Source organism: Lysobacter hankyongensis (assembly GCF_039543145.1).
Lineage (GTDB): Bacteria > Pseudomonadota > Gammaproteobacteria > Xanthomonadales > Xanthomonadaceae > Lysobacter_I > Lysobacter_I hankyongensis.
Genome location: NZ_BAABJE010000001.1, coordinates 566519 through 582500 on the forward strand (window position 1 = coordinate 566519; position 15982 = coordinate 582500).

Here is a 15982-nt window from a genome sequence, read left to right on the forward strand (position 1 = left end):
GCTTGAGATTCGCGAAACGAACCGCGGACTCATCTGCCGAATTCCCCACGACAATGCGCACGACATGACAAAGGAAACGATCATGAAAACCAGAATCGGCATCTTCGCCCTCCTCATGGTGTTTTCGACCGGCAGCATCGGGCAGATCACCCCGCAACCGCCCCTCGTCGCATTGCGATCGGCATACAACGCGCAATACACCGACCATTTCTACACCATCGACGCGCAGCAACACGCGACGGCCGTCGGCAACCACGGATACGCCAACACGGGCATTCTGGCGTACATGGAGAAAACGCAGCAGCCGAGCACCAGGCCGTTCAAGCGATTCTTCAAGGGCGCACCGCAGCTCGATCATTTCTACACGGCATCGGCGACCGAAGAAAGTCAGGTGCTGGCCGCCGGTTACGTGTACGAAGGCATCGAAGGCTACATCTACACGACCCAAGTGCCGGGTTCGGTTCCGATGTACCGCGCCGCGAAATACGATGGCGCCACCGGCGATCTCGTCCACAAGTACACGCTCAGTTCGACCGAACTCTACAACCTGACGACCCAGGGCTGGGGATCGGACGGTCTCCAGGGCTACGTGTATACGACCGCGAACCCGACGGTCAGCGGCGGCATGATCCTAGGCTTGCGCTGCCCGGGCAGGGCGGCGGGCGACTGCAACGGCACCAATCCGAACATTCCGAACTACCGCGATTACTACTTCGGCAGCACCGGCGTCGCCGCCACCTCGAAACCCGCAGGCAGAACCACGCAGCGCATGCGCTTCAGGTTCTGGTCGCCCGACTACTTCGGCAGCACCGACCATCTGTTCTTTTCCCTGCATGGCCGATTCTCGCTGGGCTCGCCGAATGCGCTGAATGTCTGCCCAAGCCAGGATCAGGTCGGCCCGAGCTGCACCTGGCATCGCGGTCTCGGCATGATCATCTTCGGGCAATCGATATCGATGCCCAACAACAGTTGGCCGGCCCAGATGCCCAACCAGGTCTTCACCGAATCCTGGTGGGTGGCCGGCAACGATGGCGGGAACCTCCGCGGCGCCAACCCGGGCAGCAGCACGCTGGCGAACAACCGCACGTATTCCGTGGACATCCGCGTCAGCGACAACGGCAACATCTCGTACAGCATCATCGACACCGGCACCAACACGCTGGTCAAGTCGGACATCTGGAACGCCAGCGGACAATTCGCGAATCCCGCCAGCCCCTTTCCCGTGGAGCTGACGGGTTACACGCTGGGCTACGCCACGGGCAGTCAGCGCGACTACACGGTCTACATCACCAACTTCTCGGTGGATTGGCTCTAACCACCGGCGAATGTCCGGGACCGATCCGGCCGATCGCCCGCACGGCGGGCGGTCGGCATGTGCGCCGCGACGCAGCGCCATCCCCGTAGGAGGGCCTTCAGGCCCGAGCGCTTGATCTTGATCCGTCGCAAGGCTCGGGGCTGAAGCCCCTCCTGCAACACTACACGCCCGCCGCCCCGGCAGGAGGGCCTTCAGGCCCGATCTTCTGATCGACGGTTAGAGGGGTGAGGGCGCGCAACCAGACCCACTCGAACCACCGCCCATCCCGAATCCGCTTGCGATGCGATCGTCGCTACGTTCGATGCCTGCAGGTATCGGATGTCGGAAGAGTGGGCATCGCTGCGCTCACCCTACCCAGCGAACGCCATCCTCATCGACATCGCCGTCGCCCGCGTGGTGCTGTACCGCTATCTCAAGAAGGTCCGCGGGTTGTAGGGCGGGCTCAAGCCCGCCGCCCTGCCCCTGTAGTAGCGACGCAAGTCGCGACCAGCGTACCCGCTGTCGCACTCATTTACCGCATCATGGCCCCGGCGCGGAGCGCTCCCGAAAAGACTCGTACAAACGCCCAGGGCCCAGAAGAATTCCCAGCAGCCCCAGGCGAATACGCTCCGAAGCAAGCGCCTGATTGCTCATCGAGGCATGTGCTTCCTGCGCGTCCATGATGGCGTGCAACAACTCCGTGTGCAGGTCGGGGGAATTGGCGAATTGTTCCTTCGAATTGCTCAGTGCCTGGCGTTGCAGGGTTTCGTTCTCGAGCAGTTTCCCCTTGATGACACCGTCGACGTACTGCAACTGATCGGATTCCGACAGGATGCCTTCGAACAAACCATTGACCTTCTCGATGATCTCGACGAGATAGACCCGCTCCTTGTCCTGGACCCGACCGCTGCCCGTGGCGTCGATCGGCTTGAGCTTGTAGTTGCCATCGGTGTCCAGGCTCAACGCCTGCTTGCCTGACGTTCGCAGGGAATGGTGCGTCAGGATGACCTTGGACAGGTCCACCGTGTCGCGCTCCCGGCCGAAATCCAGCAACGGGATCAGACGCTTGTAGAAGATGGCGCGCTTCTCGATGTCCGTGTTGCCGTAATCGAAAATCTGCGACAGGAAGGCATAGAGGCGGACGTATGCGCCCATGTCGCCCTTGAAGAGGACAAGCTCGTCCATGATGTCCTTGTTCGCCTTCGCCGCTTCGGCATGTCCGCCTGCTTCCGCGGCGACACGCGCCTGCCGGGCCGCCTTGTAGCGCTTGAGCAATCGGTCGGCGACCGGTTCGATCGCCGCGCTCAACTTCGCCTGCGTTGCGGAAGGATCGATCTCCGCGGCCACCACCCGGTCGACCTCGAAAGCGTCGTAGTAGCCCGCGGCATCCAGCTTCGCCCTCAGATCGAACACGAGGTTGGGATCGGTCGTCGCTTCCAACTGCGCGGTCTTGTAGTAAGTCTGGAAAGCCTTGAGGATTTCGGCCGGGTCGTTCACGAAATCGAGGATGTATGTCGTGTCCTTGTCCGGGTAGGCGCGATTCAACCGAGACAGTGTCTGCACGGCCTGGATACCGCCGAGCAGCTTGTCGATGTACATGCCGCACAGCAGCGGCTGGTCGAATCCGGTCTGGAACTTGTTCGCGACCAGCAGCAGGTGGTAATCGGGTCGCGCGAACGCTTCGCGGATGTCGCGTCCCTTCAGCCCGGGATTGAGCAGCGCATTGCTTTCGGTGACTGGCTCGGGGTAGCTCTCGGGGTCGTCCACTTCCCCAGAGAACGCCACCAATACGCCCAGCGGATAGCCCTGCCGCTCGATGTAGGCGCGAATCGCCTTCTGCCAGCGCACGGCCTCCTTGCGGCTGGCGACGACCACCATGGCCTTGGCCTTGCCGGCCAGCAGCGGCTGCACGTTCTCGCGGTAGTGCTCCACCACCACCTGCACCTTGGACGCGATGTTGTAGTCGTGCAGGCGCACCCACTGCATCAGGCCCTTCATCGCCGCGGAACGCTCGACCTGCGACTGGTCGAACTCCTCGCCGCCATGCGCAAGCCGGAACGCCAGCTTGTACGGCGTGTAGTTGCACAGCACGTCGAGAATGAATTCCTCCTCGATCGCCTGCTGCATGCTGTAGACGTGGAAGGGCTCGGGCTTGCCATCCGAGCCGGGGCGGCCGAACAGTTCCAGCGTCTTGCCCTTCGGGGTCGCGGTGAAGGCGACATAGGTCAGCCCGACATGGCCGCCCGCGCGCGCCGCCATACTGGCGGAAAGGATGGTTTGCGAATCGACCTCGCCGCCATCCTGCAACTCGGCCCATTCCTCGGCACTCAGGATCTCGCGCAGCTTCGCGGCGGCTTCGCCCGTCTGCGAGCTGTGGGCTTCGTCGGCGATCACGGCGAACCGCTTGCCTTCGGTCGCCGCCAATTCCTGCACGGTTTTCAAGGCGAACGGGAATGTCTGGATCGTGCAGACGATGATCTTCTTGCCGTCCTTCAGCGCCTGCCCCAGTTGCCGACTCTTGCTAGCCTGCTCGCCGGTGATCGACGCCACCACGCCGGTCGTCCGTTCGAAGTCGAAGATTGCCTCCTGCAACTGTGCGTCCAGCACGTTGCGGTCGGAGACCACCAGCACGCTGTCGAAGACCTTGTGGTTGGCATCATCGTGCAGGTCGGCGAGGAAGTGCGCGGTCCATGCGATCGAATTGGTCTTGCCCGAGCCGGCGGAATGCTGGATCAGGTAGCGCTGGCCGGCACCGTTGGCGCGGATGTCGGCCACCAGCTTCCGGGTCACATCCAACTGGTGATAGCGCGGGAAGATCACCGACACCAATTGCTTCTTGTCGTCGCGCTTGCCGATCAGGTATCGGCCGAGGATCTGCAACCAGCTCTCGCGCGCCCAGACCTGTTCCCACAGGTAGGCGGTCGCGAAACCTTCCGGGTTCGGCGGATTGCCGGCGGCGCCGTCGTTGCCGCGATTGAACGGCAGGAAGCGGGTGTCCGTCCCGTCCAGCCGCGTCGTCATCATCACTTCGGATTGACTGACCGCGAAATGGACCAGCGCCCCTCCGGGGAACGACAGCAGCGGTTCGCTCACGCCACCCTTGGGATGCGGACTGCGGTCGTGGCGGTACTGGTCCACCGCATCGTCGACGCACTGGGTGAAATCGGATTTCAATTCCGCAGTGGCGACCGCCACGCCGTTGACGAACAGCACCAGATCGATCGCGTCCTGCGGCCGGTTGGGCGAATGATGCACCTGCCGCACCACGCGCAACCGATTGTCAGCGTAGTGCTGCTGCGTCACCGGGTTCGTCGCCAGCGCCGGCTTGAACTGGGCCAGCGACAGCGGCGCCTTCAGGCCCACCAGTTCGACGCCGCGGCGCAGCACGTCCAGCGTGCCGCGCTCGTCGAGGCTCTTGCGCACGCGCTCGGCCACGCGCCGGCCCGCATGCGGGCCATGCGCCTTCGTCAGCGCCTGCCACGCCTGCGGCTGGGTCGCCTCGATCCAGGCCAGCAGGTCGGGCAGGAACAACGCCGTCGTCCGGTCGTACAGGCCGGCGTCCCCCTCCGCATGCAGCCAGCCATGCGCGGCGAGGTAGTCGCAGATCTCGCGTTCGAAGTGGTGTTCCTGGTGCAAGTTCACGTGGCCTCCGCATCGCCCGTCGAAGCGTGTTGCAGCCCAGCGCACGCCATGATGAAGGCATTCATCCGATCAGCAAGCGCCGCGCGTCGGACGGAGAGGAAGTCGCGGTAGCGCTCCACGCTCCACAGCTCGGCTTCGAGAGGGACGCATTGACTGGAAAGTGCCTGGGCGCCCTGTTTCTGGACGATGTCGGCCAGATACTGGGAGGCCTCCTTGTTGCTGATGCGGCGATTGGTCTGCCCCGTGATGAACGCCATGTTGGCGATCTCGTTGATCTCGCCCGTCTCGTATCCCTTGGCTTTGAGCAGGGATTTCGGGATGACGTGATGCCACTGCACGAAGTGCAGCTTGCCCTAGTGCGTCAGCGAAAGCCCGAGTCCACTGTACCAATCCTTGGCATGATTGGCCTTCAGGGCGAGATAGGCCAGCGAGAACAGCGGGCTGTTGACGCCGCGTCCGGCGAGATCACCGGGCTCGACATGCAATCGGCCGAACTGGCGCTTCACCGGGTCGATCAGCCCCTCGATGCCCGCTCCGCGGAAGATGATCGCCAGATCCTCGTTGAGCAGCGTTTCCGTGGAACCGCGCGAGTAACGTCCGCGTGCGTTCGCCACCAGCAGCCAATGCAGCAGCTTCCTCTGCTCGTCGCCAGTCAGCTTGTTGTCCTTGACCCGACTGACCGCCGCCAGGGCATGGATGAACATCGGCGAGGACAGCAGCGACTCGTCTTCGATGCCCGCATTGCTGCGCAGGAAATTGATTGCGAAGCGCAGGCCTTCCTTTGCTTCTTCCCAGCCTTTCTTCAACTTGTCGACGGGCGTCGTCGCAACGCTCCTGAACAGGCATTGCTGGGTCGCGAATACGACGATCGCACGAACCAGTTGCCCGAGTTCGATCGTGAACCAACTCTGCTCGCACTCGTCCTGGAATTCCTCCAGTTGCCTCAACAGATTCGGCCAGCGCGACGTCATCTGCGCAAGCGCCAGGTCCGAAGACCGCAGCTTGGCGCCCAGGGAATTCACACGGACGAAGATCTCCGTCACCTCCTCGTAGCTCATCGTCCGTTCCAGCACGTGGACGACATAGCTGTAGTCGCAGATGGCGCGCAGTTTCTTGATCCGATCCGAATAGCGTTGGTATCGCGGATCGTCGAAGGACTTGACGCCTGCCTTCTGCAGCAGCTGCCCGTCGTTGTTGTTGCCGAAGACTTCGCTGACGCGTACCCACTGCGGCTGGGACAGCAGGCCCTTGCTGGCGACCACGAACGTCCGGCGACTCAGCTTTTCATGAAACCCCTCACGCTCGTCCGCATCTTCCTCGTCGCCGTCGAACTCGTCCTCGGCACTGAGCGGCGACTCCTCGTCGCTCTCGACCTCGATGACATCGGTCGGCGGGCCATCCGGGTGTTCGAGGTTGAACAGGATTTCGATGGGGCGTTTGCGGCCGCGCACATGCACCGGCTCGCCGTTGACCACCGCCGTCAGCGAGGTCAGGCGCTGCTGTCCATCCAGCAGCAGTTTGCGGCCGACGAAAGCACTGGTGTCCTGCGCGATGGCCGAGTCCCGGGTAGGGACCGGCTCATCCGTTTCCCACATGAGGATCGAACCGCTGGGGTATCCACGGTAGAGCGAATCCAGCAAATCGCGTACGCGCGTCGCCCGCCACACGTAGTGGCGCTGGATCTCCGGGAGGCGCAGTTCGCCTCGCTTGTACATGTCCACCAACGTCGAAATCGAAATGTTCTGCTGTTGCATCCTGCATCCCCCGTGTAATCGAACGATGGCCTGGTGGCGAGTGCTTTTCGTCAGCCTGCGCCGACGAGTCTGGAAATGAAATTGACGAGGATGCCCTCGCCCATGCGGACGGCAGTCTTGCCTGCGCGCACCAGGCGATGCGGGGGCTCCTGAAGCTGCGGCAGATACGCAGCGCCGCCGGTCTTGAAACGGTAGTGGCGCGCCATGAACCACAGTTCCGCGGCGATCGATTCTTCACTGGCACCTGTGCCGTGCAGACGGACGTAGCGTTCGATGGCCAGCGCGGCGATGTGGTCGCCATGGACGCGCGTACTGCGCGCGGGGTCGCCCTGCCAGTAGACGAGTACCTCGCCGTCCTCTTGATCCCATTCCGACTCGTCGACCGGCAGGATGAGGGTGCCGTCCTGAAGCGAGCGAGCGCACTGCGCGGCCCCGAAGCGCTCATGCACATAGAGCGGCATCAGGTTGCCGAGGAAAGCGACGATGGCGCCGCTCCGGCCGCCACGCGGGGCAGTGATGGCGGAAAGATGGGCCTGCAGGCGGGCGGACAACGCGACGCGCTCGCGCTTGTTGAAGGAGATCGTCGTCTGCCGGCCGTTGGCGCGGTAGCCGGTGACGGCCAGGTCGGGTTCGCGACGCGCCAGCCGTTCCAGGAACTGCTCGACCGGAACGAAGCCCTTGTCCGCTTCGTCGCGCTTGTTGTGCATGTAGACGACCGGGACGCCCTCCCGCGTCGTGACGCGCGGGCAGACGACTTCTGCCGGCGCATCGGTCCGGTATTCGATGTCGGGCATGCGCCCGTTCACGATGAAGGCGTCGAGGCCGCTCATGCCACCACCTTAGGTCCGACCAGACCGCGCACATCGATCTTGCCGGTGACGGCGGCGGAGATCAGCGCGGCACGGCGCTCCCGAAGCAAGGAGATGGCGGACTCGGCCTCGGCCTTTACGGAATCGAACATGGCGTTTTGGCTCGCAATGAAATCAACGATCTCCTTTTGCTCTTCAAGGGGAGGCAACGCAATCTTCCTGGACGCCATTACGCTCAAAGGAATGCGGGAGCGGGTGGTACCGGTGGAAAGCATCCCGGCATCGAAAGAAGCACCTGCAGACAGCTGCCATGCAACGAACTCAGGGATCGCCGCTTCAGGATCAAGACGAAACCTGAAACAGTCCGCCTTCACCAATGCAGACCCCAAACCCGGAGGGGCAACACAGGCACGCCCAAGAAGATTATTCTCATCTCCAAGACCTGCGACGAGAAGATCTCCTTCGACTACCGCATGCCTCTGCAGCTCTGTCAAGAAATAGGTTTCATCCAGAAAGACAGATTCGCCCTTGTGAAAATTACCTGCTCGTATGTTCTGGAGCCTGACCACCAACGCGCCAGCGTCCGTATAGTGATCCGACTTGATGCCAGAGCCGAATGGTCCGTCGCATCGCTCTAGAGTGACCTTGGACAACGCGACCAAGTCCCAATGCGCTGGGACCGCCCCCATCCAAGGAACCTGTGAATCCGTTACGGGCTCACGATAATCAATGCCCCGAGTAACCGCACGCATGACTACTGCTTGCCGCTTTTCGGACAGCAGCGCCAGCAGCTTTTCCTGATCTGCGATCAGCGCGTCGATCTTGGCAGTTTCGCGGTCGAGGAAGCAGAGGATTTCTTCTTGCTCATCTACAGGTGGCAATCCAACGCCTATGCCTTTGAGAATGTCCCAATTGATGGCTGCACGATGATCAAGGATTCCGTTCCCAAACGATTGCGCATATGACTGAAAAGCACGATTCTCAAAAATGCGAAATGCAAACCTAGCCTTCACCCTCTCCAGCTTTGGCCGGAGAACGATATAAACAGGACTGCAAACCCCCGATAAAGCGGAAAGACCATAGGAACCAATACCGTAGTTCATGCTATTGATAACCAAATCGCCCTTGAAAACCAACTTACACTTACTTAGGTCTTCCGGCTTCTTGTTTCCCACATCACCCTTTTCTTCATACGGAATGACACCCACGTTCGCCATAAGTGACAAATAGTCCTGATTCTTCGCATCCTCGTTTTTATCGACACATTCAGTCACAATAGATCGACAAGGTTGAACATCCCAATGACTGGGCACTTCGTGCAACCATTCCGTCTCTGCTGGCTTGTACACTGGATACCTTGGCAAACTCATTCCGCCAACTCCCCCAACATCCGCATGATGTTCGCTGACACTTGCCGCAGCTCCGCATCGATCTCCTCCAGCGGGCGCGGCGGCTCGTAGACGTAGAAGTGGCGGTTGAAGGGAATCTCGTAGCCGACCTTGCTCTTGCTCTCGTCGATCCACGCATCCGGCGCGTGCGGCAGCACTTCGCGCTCGAAGTACGCCCGGATGTCTTCGCCTAGCGGCACGTTCTCGGTATCGCGCAGGCTGCTGTCGGGCTGCGGCAGCCCCTTCTGCCTGCCCTTCTGCCCCAGCACCACCTTGCCTTTCTCGTCGCGCAGCGGACGTTCAACGGTGATGGTGGTGTAGCCGAAGCTGTCGTTGCGGAAGCGCCGCGACAGCGGGGCACGCTTGCGCTTGCCGCCCTCGGGCACGGCGGGTTCCGGCTGGCCGTCGCGCAGGACATGCCGGCCGACTTCCCTGCCGTCCTTGTCGAACAGCGTGACCACATCGGCCTCGGCGAAGTCGCCGAACAGCTTCGTCACTTCGGCGATATGCGCATCGGACATTTCCTTGCGCTTGCTACCCAGCGATTTGCGCATCTTCTGCCAGAAGCCGCTGGCATCGATCAGCTGCACCTGCCCGCGGCGCGGCGCGGGCTTCTTGTTGGAGACGATCCAGACATAGGTGGCGATGCCGGTGTTGTAGAACATGTCCGTTGGCAGGCCGATGATCGCCTCGACCAGATCGTTCTCCAGCAGGTAGCGACGGATCTCGCTCTCGCCGCTACCCGCACCGCCGGTGAACAGCGGCGAGCCGTTGAGCACGATACCGAAGCGGCTGCCGCCCGTACCGTTGACCACCGGCGCCATCTTGGCGACCAGGTGCAGCAGGAACAGCATGGAACCGTCGGACACGCGCGGCAGGCCGGGGCCGAAGCGGCCGTCGAAGCCTTTCAGTTCGTGCTCGGCGCGCACGGCCTTCTCGACCTTCTTCCACTCCACGCCAAACGGCGGATTGGACAGCATGTAGTCGAAGCGCTTGCGCGCGTGGCCGTCCTCGCTGAGGGTGTTGCCGAATACGATGTGGCTGACGTCCTGCCCGCGGATCAGCATGTCCGCCTTGCAGATGGCGTAGGACTCGGGATTCAGCTCCTGCCCGTACAGGCCGAGGCGCGCGACCGGGTTGTGTTCCAGCAGGTGTTCGGCCGCGACCGAGAGCATGCCGCCGGTGCCGGCGGTAGGGTCGTAGAGGGTGCGGACGACGTCGGTGCCGGGCGTCAGCACGTCGTCATCCTCGATGAAGATCAGGTTGACCATCAGCCGGATGACTTCGCGCGGCGTGAAGTGTTCACCGGCGGTCTCGTTCGACAGTTCGGCGAACTTGCGGATCAGCTCCTCGAACACATGGCCCATCTGCGCGTTGTCCACGCGGGACGGATGCAGGTCGATGCCGGCGAACTTCTCGGTGACCAGGTACAGCAGGCCGGCCTTGGCGAGGCGCTCGATCTGGATGCCGAACTCGAAGCGGTCGAAGATGTCACGAACCTCGGGCGAGAAGCCCTGGAGGTATTCGTAGAGATTCTGGCGGATGTGGTCCTGGTCGCCCAGCAGCGCCTTCAGGTCCATCTCGCAGGTGTTGTAGAAGGTCACGCCCGAGGCGCGCAGCAGGAAGTGGTGCGGATCGACGCCGGCGGCTTCGCGCTTGGCTTTCTCCTTCCGTACCTTCTCCCGGGTGGGCGCCAGCACGCATTCGAGGCGGCGCAGCACGGTGAAGGGCAGGATGACCTTGCCATATTCGGACTGCCGGTAATCGCCGCGCAGCAGATCGGCGACGGCCCAGATGAAAGCGGAAAGCGAAGACTGATTCATGATGTCCCGTGATGAAAACGACGGGAGGTTCCGCGTCAGCCCTGCATCCCCTCCCCTGTGCGGGAAGCATACGTCAGGCCGGCAATCCTCGGCGCCACCCTGTGCGTGTGCCTGCGCGGAACCTGTCTGATTCGACGGCTTGCGTAGTGCCCTATGCGATGGTGGTCGGGCAGGCTTTTGCGGACGAGTGCGTGGGCTGCGGGCGATGGAGGAAGGGCTCGGGCCTGAAGGCCCTCCTACGGGAGCGGCTGCCGGCGGTATGCGCCCGTGTCCACCGTTTTGGCGGTGCGATCGAAAGCAGGTCCCTCGCCTGCGGCTCGGGATGACAGGGAATGCGTGGAACGGAAGCCGTGAGGTGATGGTCTTCTGGAACGGCGTGGATAGATCGGGGCGGGATGTGTCCGATGGTGGCTCGGGAATGACGGCATCGCGATCCGCTCGCGGATCGAGGTCGCATGGATGACGGTGCGGCCGCGGCCGACGGGTCGGTCGCGCCTTCCGGCGCTCCTACAGCGGGCATCGATGGGTGGCGGCGAGTGAGGTGCGCTGCGGGTGTTGTGGGAAGGGCTCGGGCCTGAAGGCCCTCCTACGTGGGGCGGTGATGTGCGGTGGTTTGTAGGAGGGGCTTCAGCCCCGAGCTCTGCGATGGGATCAATATCAACCGCTCGGGCCTGAAGGCCCTCCTACGGAAGATCAAGAGCTCGGGCCTGAAGGCCCTCCTACACAAGGGCCTCCTGCGGTGAGGGCGATGCGGCGGCGCGCATTGACCGCGGCGGGCTTCCGCGACACCCTTCGGGCTTCGGCCGGAGGGGCCGCGCATTCGGGGTGTGGGGCATGACGATGATCAAGATGGCCGGCTGGGGGCTGTTGTCGCTGTTCGCGGCGTTCTGTCTGGGCACGGTGGCGTTGTCGCGGGGCGAGACGATCAGTGCGTTCTGGATCGTGGCCGCGGCGGTGTCGATCTTCGCCATCGGCTACCGCTTCTATTCGAAGTACATCGCCGATCACGTGCTGCGGCTGGACGGGACGCGGGCGACGCCGGCGTGGCGGCGCAACGACGGGCTGGATTACGTGCCGACCGACAAGCGCGTGCTGTTCGGCCACCATTTCGCGGCGATCGCGGGCGCGGGGCCTTTGGTGGGCCCGGTGCTGGCGGCGCAGATGGGCTATCTGCCGGGGATGCTGTGGATCCTGTTCGGCGTGATCCTGGCCGGCGCGGTGCAGGATTTCATGGTGCTGTTCCTGTCGACGCGGCGCGACGGGCGCTCGCTCGGGGACATGATCCGCAGCGAGCTGGGCAACGCCGCCGGGCTGACCGCGATGATCGGCATTCTCGCGATCATGGTGATCCTGCTGGCGGTGCTGGGACTGGTGGTGGTGAAGGCGCTGGCGATCAGCCCCTGGGGCACGTTCACGGTGGCGATGACCATCCCGATCGCGCTGTTCATGGGCGTGTATCTGCGCTGGCTGCGGCCGGGGCGGATCATGGAAGTTTCAGTGATTGGCCTGGTGCTGTTGCTGCTGTCGATCTGGTTCGGCGAATCGGTGGCGGCGTCGCCGACGCTGGGGCCGATGTTCACCTTCGACGGCAAGGCGCTGGCATGGATGCTGATCGGCTACGGCTTCGTGGCCGCCGTCCTGCCGGTGTGGCTGCTGCTGGCGCCGCGCGATTACCTCAGCACGTTCCTGAAGATCGGCACGGTGGCGATGCTGGCGATCGCGATCCTGTTCGCGATGCCCGATCTGAAGATGCCGGCGGTAACGAAGTTCATCGACGGCACCGGGCCGGTGTTCTCCGGTTCGCTGTTCCCGTTCCTGTTCATCACGATTGCCTGTGGCGCGATCTCGGGCTTTCATGCGCTGATCAGCAGCGGCACCACGCCGAAGATGCTGGAGAACGAACGCGATGCGCGGATGATCGGTTACGGCGGCATGCTGATGGAGGCGTTCGTCGCGGTGATGGCGCTGATCGCGGCCTGCGTGCTCGATCCGGGCCTGTATTTCGCGATGAATTCGCCGGCGGCGTTGATCGGCACCACGCCGGAGTCCGCGGCGGCGGCAATTTCCAGTTGGGGTTTCACGATCACGCCGGAGATGTTGACCGCGACCGCGGCCGAGATTGGCGAATCGACGGTGCTGTCGCGCACCGGCGGCGCGCCGACGCTGGCGGTGGGCATGGCGCAGATCCTGCACGGGATGATCGGCGGCAGCGGCATGATGGCCTTCTGGTACCACTACGCGATCCTGTTCGAAGCGCTGTTCATCCTGACCACGATCGACGCCGGCACCCGCGTGGCGCGGTTCATGATCCAGGAAGTGATCGGCGTGGTGTACGCGCCGTTCCGCCGCACCGAAAGCTGGACCGCGAACATCGTCTGCACCGGGCTGGCGGTCGCGGGCTGGGGCTGGTTCCTCTACCAGGGCGTGGTCGATCCGCTGGGCGGCATCAACACGCTGTGGCCGCTGTTCGGCATCGCCAACCAGATGCTGGCGGGCATGGCGATGATCTTCGTGTGCGTGACCATCGTGAAGATGAAGCGCGAGAAATATCTGTGGATCCCGCTGCTGCCGACCGCGTGGCTGCTGATCTGCACGATGACCGCGGGCTGGCAGAAGCTGTTCCATCCGGACCCGAAGATCGGATTCCTCGCCAACGCCGAGAAATTCAGTACCGCCCTCGCCTCCGGCGAGGTGCTGGCGCCGGCGAAATCGCTGAAGGACATGGAGCGCATCGTCTTCAACAACCAGCTCGACGCCGCGCTGTGCGTGCTGTTCATGAGCGTGGTGACGCTGATGCTGATCTTCGGCATCCGCGCCGCGCTGGCAGCGCGCCGGCAACCGTCGCCCACCGCGCAGGAGAACGCCCATGTCGCCTTCGACGCCCTCCGCTGAGCGGATGACATGGCGGGCGCGGCTGGCGGCGTTCTGGCGCCTGCTGGCGCAGACCGGCCGGCTGATCGTGGGCGTGCCCGATTACGACCTGTACGTGGCGCACATGCGGCGGTCGCATCCGGACACCCCGCCGATGAGCCGCGAGGCGTTTTTCGCCGAACGCATGCAGGCCCGCTACGGCCGCGGGGCGTCGCGCTGCTGCTGAGGCCGGGCCGCCCGGTTTTGCGTTAGCATCGACCCGCCCGGGCGGCCGTTCCGCCCGGCGTCGATTTCTTTCGTCAGACCGGGGAACCACCATGCACCGCACTCTCGCCGCGCTCGCGCTCGCCTGCGCCGTCCATCTCGCCGGCATGGATGCCGCCACCGCCGCGGAACCCGCGGCCGCCAAGCCTCCGACCGGCACGCCTTCGATCCAGGATTTCGTCCGCAATCCCACCTACAGCAGCGTGAAGATTTCGCCGACCGGCGAATATCTGGCGATGACCGTCGATCGCGGCGACATCGATGTGCTGACGGTGCTGCGCACCCGCGATCTGGGCATCGTCAAGGTCACGCAGTTGCCGAACGAGAAGAGCGTCGGCGCGTTCCACTGGGTCAGCCCGGAGCGGCTGATGTTCAATTCGGTACGCAAGGTCGGCCGCTTCGCGCAGCCGTTCGGCACCGGCGAATGGTATTCGGTGAACGCCGACGGCTCGGCGCCGCGTGTGCTGGAGATGGGCGCGAAGGGCGCCCGCGACATGCAGGACGCGCGCTTCAGCCTGCTGGACAACCCGCAGCGCGACGACGGCAAGGTGTTGATGACCATCAACTACCCGCGCTCATCCGAAGGCGTGAACACGGAAGTCGCCGAGGTCGATACGTCGACCAGCCGCTGGAAGAGCCTGGGCCGCGCGCCGCGCGAAAACTGCGGCATGGCGCTCGACGCCGACAAGAAGCCGCGCTACGCGGTGTGCAGCGATTCCAAGAACGCGGCCGGCGAATTCGACGAAGTCACCTCACTGTACAAGCGCGAAGAAAGCGGCGAGTGGACGCTGGTGAACAGCGCCACGTCGTCGGGCAAGTCGCTGCAGGTGCTCGGCAGCGCGCGCGACGGCCGCATCTACGCCACCGAAAGCGACGGCAAGGGGCCCGAGGCCTTCGGCATCATCGATCAGAAGACCGGCGCGTTCGACGCGCTGTTCGAGGATCCGGTGTCCGATCCGGCGAGCTACATCACCTCGGTCGACGGCAGCGAAGTGGTGCTCGGCGTGGTCACCGAGGCCGGCGCGCCGGAAGTGACGATGATCGAGAAGGATCACCCGGACGCGAAGCTGTACGCATCGCTGGCGGCGTCGTTCCCCGGCCAGTTCGTGAACTTCGCCAGCGCCACCCGCGACGGCAGGCAGATCGTCGTGCAGGTCTACAGCGACCGCAATCCGGGCGAGCTGTATCTCTACGACCGTGCGACCAACAAGGCGCGGTTCCTGATGCAGCAGCGCAAGTGGATCGACAGCAAGCGCATGGCGACGGTGCAGCCGGTCGCGCTCACCACCCGCGACGGCCTGAAGATCCACGGCTATCTCACCCTGCCCCACGGCAGCGACGGCAAGGGTCTGCCGATGATCGTCAACGTCCACGGCGGTCCGCGCGGTCCGCGCGACGACTGGGGCTTCAACTGGGAAAGCCAGCTGTTCGCCAGCCGCGGTTACGCGGTGCTGCAGATCAACTACCGCGGCTCGGGCGGTTTCGGCAAGGGCTTCCAGGACATGGCCTTCGGCCAGTGGCACACCGGCATCATGAACGACATCATCGATGCCACGAAGTGGAGCATCGCGCAGGGCTACGCCGACAAGGACCGCATCTGCATCTACGGCGGCAGCTTCGGCGGCTACGCCTCGATGATGGCGCCGGCGCGCGAACAGGGCCTGTTCAAATGCGCGTTCGGCTACGTCGGCGCCTACGACGCCGAGATCCAGATGACCAAGAGCGATACCAGCCAGTACGAAGGCGGTCGCCGTTACCTGCTGCGCGCGCTCGGCAAGACCAAGCCCGAGCGCGACGCGATGTCGCCGGTGAATCATGCGGACAAGATCAGGATTCCGGTCTATCTCGCCGCCGGCGCGCGCGACCCGCGCTGCCCGCCGGAGAACACCGAGGCGATGAACAAGGCGCTGATCGCGGCCGGCAATCCGCCGGAGGGCATGATGATCACGACCGGCGAAATGCACGGCTTCTACAAGGACGAGAACAAGGTCGCGCTGTACACCGCGATGCTGGATTTCTTCGCGAAGCACATCGGCGGCGCGTCCGCGACGGGCGGCGCGCGCAGCGGGCGCTGAGCGACGCGGGCTGCCTATCGCGACATGCGGATCGGAACAGGTCGATCGGAGCAGGTCGATCG

General features: G+C 63.7%; 10 protein-coding genes. 4 read left to right on the forward strand and 6 right to left on the reverse strand.

All coding sequences use genetic code 11. The annotated features are described in order from the left end of the window. Window positions 1-82: 82 nt before the first annotated feature. On the forward strand, window positions 83-1315 hold the full coding sequence (locus tag ABD974_RS02640) for a hypothetical protein (RefSeq protein ID WP_345301702.1): 1233 nt from the start codon (window positions 83-85) through the stop codon (window positions 1313-1315). A gap of 519 nt (window positions 1316-1834) precedes the next feature. Here the strand turns inward: ABD974_RS02640 and ABD974_RS02645 are convergent. From ABD974_RS02645 to ABD974_RS02670, 6 genes are read right to left on the reverse strand one after another with little or no spacing between them, the layout of a single operon-like run. Then, window positions 1835-4936, reverse strand: a complete 3102-nt coding sequence (locus ABD974_RS02645) for a type I restriction endonuclease subunit R (RefSeq protein WP_345301703.1) — start codon at window positions 4934-4936, stop codon at window positions 1835-1837. After that, on the reverse strand, window positions 4933-5274 hold the full coding sequence (locus tag ABD974_RS02650; protein WP_345301704.1) for a hypothetical protein: 342 nt from the start codon (window positions 5272-5274) through the stop codon (window positions 4933-4935). Before ABD974_RS02650 ends, ABD974_RS02645 begins: the two co-directional genes overlap by 4 nt. A gap of 15 nt (window positions 5275-5289) precedes the next feature. After that, complete coding sequence (locus ABD974_RS02655) at window positions 5290-6690, reverse strand: GmrSD restriction endonuclease domain-containing protein (RefSeq protein ID WP_345301705.1); 1401 nt, start codon at window positions 6688-6690, stop codon at window positions 5290-5292. A 50-nt stretch (window positions 6691-6740) separates the two neighbouring features. Beyond that, window positions 6741-7520, reverse strand: coding sequence for a hypothetical protein (locus ABD974_RS02660; protein WP_345301706.1), 780 nt, complete (start codon window positions 7518-7520; stop codon window positions 6741-6743). Then, window positions 7517-8869: a restriction endonuclease subunit S gene (locus ABD974_RS02665; protein ID WP_345301707.1), complete on the reverse strand. Its 1353-nt coding sequence runs from the start codon at window positions 8867-8869 to the stop codon at window positions 7517-7519. Before ABD974_RS02665 ends, ABD974_RS02660 begins: the two co-directional genes overlap by 4 nt. Beyond that, complete coding sequence (locus tag ABD974_RS02670) at window positions 8866-10710, reverse strand: N-6 DNA methylase (RefSeq protein WP_345301708.1); 1845 nt, start codon at window positions 10708-10710, stop codon at window positions 8866-8868. Before ABD974_RS02670 ends, ABD974_RS02665 begins: the two co-directional genes overlap by 4 nt. A gap of 834 nt (window positions 10711-11544) precedes the next feature. Between ABD974_RS02670 and ABD974_RS02675 the strand changes: the two genes are divergently transcribed. From ABD974_RS02675 to ABD974_RS02685, 3 genes are all read left to right on the forward strand, one after another. Next, complete coding sequence (locus ABD974_RS02675) at window positions 11545-13602, forward strand: carbon starvation CstA family protein (RefSeq protein WP_345301709.1); 2058 nt, start codon at window positions 11545-11547, stop codon at window positions 13600-13602. Beyond that, window positions 13577-13807: a YbdD/YjiX family protein gene (locus ABD974_RS02680; protein WP_425562618.1), complete on the forward strand. Its 231-nt coding sequence runs from the start codon at window positions 13577-13579 to the stop codon at window positions 13805-13807. Before ABD974_RS02675 ends, ABD974_RS02680 begins: the two co-directional genes overlap by 26 nt. Window positions 13808-13898: 91 nt before the next feature. Beyond that, window positions 13899-15920: an alpha/beta hydrolase family protein gene (locus ABD974_RS02685; RefSeq protein ID WP_345301710.1), complete on the forward strand. Its 2022-nt coding sequence runs from the start codon at window positions 13899-13901 to the stop codon at window positions 15918-15920. The last annotated feature ends 62 nt before the right edge of the window (window positions 15921-15982 follow it).